The organism is Microbacterium sp. K41, assembly GCF_004794395.1.
Lineage (GTDB): Bacteria > Actinomycetota > Actinomycetes > Actinomycetales > Microbacteriaceae > Microbacterium > Microbacterium sufflavum.
The window spans coordinates 1-4,136 of the sequence record NZ_SSDO01000137.1; the positions used below are offsets into that span (position 1 = coordinate 1).

5 protein-coding genes and 1 tRNA gene are annotated in these 4,136 nt (G+C 70.6%); 1 reads left to right on the top strand and 5 read right to left on the bottom strand.

Going from position 1 to position 4,136, the window contains the following annotated elements; all coding sequences use genetic code 11:
• The coding region (gene ligD, locus DW309_RS03075; RefSeq protein WP_205812598.1) for a non-homologous end-joining DNA ligase at window positions 1–964 on the bottom strand (964 nt) is incomplete at its 3' end.
• 57 nt (window positions 965–1,021) lie between these two features.
• Here ligD and ku point away from each other — a divergent pair.
• Entirely contained in the window at window positions 1,022–1,831 is an 810-nt protein-coding gene (gene ku, locus DW309_RS03080; protein WP_136030633.1) for a non-homologous end joining protein Ku, read from the top strand.
• Window positions 1,832–1,854: 23 nt separating this feature from the next.
• On the opposite strand, the gene DW309_RS03085 is transcribed toward ku, so the two are convergent.
• The 4 genes from DW309_RS03085 to DW309_RS03100 all read right to left on the bottom strand — a co-directional run.
• Window positions 1,855–2,619, bottom strand: a complete 765-nt coding sequence (locus DW309_RS03085) for a DedA family protein (RefSeq protein WP_136030635.1) — start codon at window positions 2,617–2,619, stop codon at window positions 1,855–1,857.
• Window positions 2,620–2,697: 78 nt separating this feature from the next.
• A tRNA-Leu gene (locus DW309_RS03090) sits at window positions 2,698–2,779 on the bottom strand.
• Between the two features lie 66 nt (window positions 2,780–2,845).
• Window positions 2,846–3,427 (bottom strand): DUF2238 domain-containing protein, encoded by a 582-nt coding sequence (locus DW309_RS03095; RefSeq protein ID WP_136044528.1) that lies wholly within the window; start codon window positions 3,425–3,427, stop codon window positions 2,846–2,848.
• On the bottom strand, window positions 3,424–4,136 hold a 713-nt coding region (locus tag DW309_RS03100), incomplete at its 5' end, for an endonuclease/exonuclease/phosphatase family protein (protein WP_136044529.1). The genes DW309_RS03100 and DW309_RS03095, both read right to left, overlap by 4 nt.

A 4,136-nucleotide genomic window follows, 5' to 3' on the forward strand; every position in this document is an offset into this window, starting at 1 on the left:
ACTCGGCCGGCCGGGATGTGGCGGCGACCGCGGACTCGCGCGCGGGAGGCGCCGCGACCGGAGCGGCGGTGTGGGGGGACGGGTGGAGCGATGCGAGCGGATCGATGCCCGAGGCGGCCCGTGCCAGCACCTCGTCGAGTTCGAGGTGCGCGAGCCCCGGATCGTCGAGCTCGTCCCACGTGCGCGGCGCCGCGACCCACGGCCGCTCGCGCCCCCGCAGCGAGTACGGGGAGATCGTGGTCTTCTTGGCGTTGTTCTGGCTCCAGTCGAGGAACACGCGCCCGCCACGGACGGCCTTCGACATCACGCTGGTGGCGAGGTCGGGGTGCTCGTTCTCGATGATGCGGGCGAGCTCCTTCACGACCGCGGAGACCTCGGTGCTGGTCTGTTCCCCTGGCAGGGCGGCGTAGAGGTGGATGCCCTTGCTGCCGCTGGTCACCGGGAGCGGATCGAGGCCCATGCCCCGCAGGAGCACCCGGGCCAGGCGGGCGACCTCGGCGCACGCGGGCAGCCCGACGCCCGGGCCGGGATCGAGGTCGAGCACCAGGCGGTCGGGGCGTCCGGGCAGACCGTCCGCCGTGAACCGCCACTGCGGCACGTGCAGCTCGATCGCGGCCACCTGGGCGAGCCACACCAGCGTCGGCACGTCGTCGACCAGCGGATACTCCTTCGGTCCGTCGGAGTGCTGGATGGCCTGGCGGGCGATCCACTCCGGGGCGCCGGGTTCGAGCTGCTTCGTGAAGAACGCGTCGGCCGGGGCCTCTGCGGTCCCCACCCCCTCCACCCAGCGCTTCCGGGTGACGGGGCGACCGTGCAGGAGCGGCAGCAGCTGCGGCGCGATCGCGGTGTAGTAGGCGATGATCTCGCCCTTGGTGGTGCCGGTGGCGGGGTACACGATCTTGTCGAGGTTCGTGACGCGCAGCCGTCGGCCGTCGATCTGCACGACCTGCGCCTCTCCCACCATGGGCCCAGCGTAGTCAAGGGCTGGTCGTGACAGGTGGGGCTGGTGTCTACTGGTGGGATGAGGACCATCTGGAAGGGCGCACTGACGTTCGGGCTCGTGAACGTCCCGGTCAAGGTGTACTCGGCGACGGAGGACCACGACGTGCCGCTGCATCAGGTGCACGACAAGGACGGCGGGCGCATCCGCTATCAGCGCACGTGCGAGGTGTGCGGCGAGACCGTCGCGTACTCCGACATCGACCGCGCCTACGTGGAGGACGGACAGACGGTCGTGCTCACCAAGGACGACCTCGCGGCCCTCCCGGCGGAGAAGAGCCGGGAGATCGACGTGGTCGAGTTCGTGCCGTCCGACCAGGTCGACCCGCTCACGCTCGACAAGCCCTACTACCTCGAGCCGGATTCGAAGTCGCCCAAGGCGTACGTGCTGCTGCGCAAGACGCTCGAGCAGACCGACCGCACGGCGATCGTGCGCTTCACCCTGCGGCAGAAGACGCGACTCGCGGCGCTGCGCGTGCGGGGCAAGGTGCTGGTGCTGCAGACGCTGCTCTGGTCGGACGAGGTGCGCGAGGCGGAGTTCCCCTCGCTCGACGAGGACGTGCGGATCTCGAAGAAGGAGCTCGAGCTGTCGTCCTCCCTGGTCGACAGCTACTCCGCCGACTTCGACCCCGAGGAGTTCGTCGACGAGTACCAGAAGGAGCTCCGGACCCTGATCGACGCGAAGATCGACGCGGGGGAGACCTTCGATGTCGCGGAGACCTTCGGAGACACCGAGAAGGCGGCGGACGGCGGCGAGGTGATCGACCTCATGGAGGCCCTGCGGGCGAGCGTGGCGCGGTCGAAGGAGAAGCGCGCGAAGAGCGCCGGCTGACGTGCCGGACCCGGTGGACCGGGTCAGTGCTTGCCGTCGCCGTCCAGGTCGGGCGCGCGGTCGAACACCTCGGGATCGAGGGCGAGCTCCTCGGCCTCGCGGTGGTCGGTCACCACATCCTCGCCCGCCGCCGCGGCCTTCTTCGCCTTGTGACGCTCCGTGAGGTAGTGCCACAGCGTGACCGCGGCCGTGCCACCGACGGCGATCAGGAGGATCACGTCGATGTAGTCGACGACGAGGTCGCGCACCCAGGGGATGTACGCGATCAGGTAGCCGACCATAGTGAGCCCGAAGCCCCACAGCATCGCGCCGATGAGGTTGTAGAGGGTGTAGCGCCGCCACGGCATGTGGCCCACGCCGGCCGCGACCGGGGCGAAGGTGCGCACGATGGGGACGAAGCGGGCGAGGATCACGGTGATGCCGCCGAACCGCTCGAAGAAGGCGTTGGTGCGCTCGACGTTCTTCCTGCTGAAGAGGCCGGACTCCTTGCGTTCGAAGATGGCCGGACCGCCCTTGTGGCCGATGTAGTAGCCGACCTCGCCGCCGATGAACGCCGACAGCGCGATGAGGAGCGTGACGACCCAGATGTTCACGCCGAAGACGTTGCTGGTGTGGGTGAGCAGCCCGGCGATGATCAGGAGCGTGTCACCGGGGAGCAGGAAGCCGACCAGGAGCCCGGTCTCGGCGAACACGATGAAGCACACGACGAGCAGTGCCCAGGGCCCTGCCGCGGCGATGATCGTCTGCGGATCCAGCCAGGGGATGAGGGCGGTCGGTGCGTGCAGCATGCTTTCGAGCACGGAAGGAGTCCCGTCGGTCGTGAATTGTCGGCGGTAGTGCGATGAGGGATGCCACAGCACCCGTCGTGCGGAAGGTGGGACTTGAACCCACACGCCGTAAGGCACAGGAACCTAAATCCTGCGTGTCTGCCAATTCCACCACTCCCGCGCGGTGAGTTCAGTCTACTGACCCGGGCCGAGCTCCACTCTGGGGATCGGCCCGCAGTTTCCCGTCTCAGCGGCGCGGATCGCGCTCGAGTCCGACCACCGCGACGACGGCTCCCGCGACCAGGGCGCCGAGCCCGCCCATCGCCATGTCCCCGATCGTGTCCTCGTAGGTGACGAAGATCTCCGTCGTGATGAATGTGCGGCCCGCCCACTCGACCATCTCCCACAGCGCGCTGGCCGCGAGTCCGATGAGCGGGCAGACGACGAGCGGGAGACGCGGGCGGAACGCGGGGGAGCCCTGGGGAGGGACGATGCCGAGGCGCGCGAGCACCACGTAGCCGGTGGCGGCGATCACCCCCGTGCAGAGGAAGTGCACCACGAGGTCCCAGCCCGGCAGCGAGCGGTACAGGTCGAACACGTTGCTCACGGCCGCGATCAGCACGATCGCTCCGACCGCGAGGTCGGCTCCCCCGCGCAAGCCGAGCGCTCGGGGCAGCATGAGGGCCGGGAGCGCGAACGCCAGCACGCCCGCGTCGGTGGGGGTCGACCAGATCGCCGCGATGATCACGCTCAGCACGCCGATCGCCCGCACGGCGTCGGCCGCGTACTCGGCGACGGTGCGGGGCGGGCGGAGGAAGTCGTCTTTCATGCGCCCTCCCCGAGGGGACCCGGTGCCGGCGGAGCGAAGTCGACCAGGGCCTGAACCGGAAGGTGGTCCGACGGCCAGCCGCCGCCGTGCTGCCGCGGATCGATCCCCGCCCGGACCACGTGCACCTCCGCGGACGCGAGGATCGCATCGATGCGTCGGCCGACCCGGGGCGTCCGGTAATGCGCGAACGTGCCCCACGCCGGCGTCGCCCTGGTGTCTGCCACACGCCAGGTGTCGCGCAGCGCCCCGTCCGCGGTGAGTGCCCGCCACGGCGCCGAGCCCTCGGCCGCGTTGAGGTCTCCGGTGACGACGACCGGTGTCCGCACCGCGACCGCTGCGGCATGCACCTCTGCGGCCTGCCGCCTCCGGGCCCACGGCGAGAACGCGTCCAGGTGCGTGTTGAGGAGCGTGAACTCGACCCCGCAGCGCCGGTCGCGGAACCGCGCGCCCACGACGACCCGCGGCAGGACGCTCGTCCACGCGATCGAGCCCGGCACCTCGGGACGGTCGGACAGCGCGCGCTGCCACCCGTCGAGCAGCTCGAGCCGCTCCCTGTCGTAGAACACCGGGCATCCCTCGCCGCGGGGACCGGGACGCCGACCGTGGCCGATCGAGCCGTACGCAGGGCCGAGGGCCGCCCGGATCGCACGCGCCTGCGCGGGCAGGGCCTCCTGCACCGCGAGCACCGTCGGCTGCTCGGCGCGCAGCA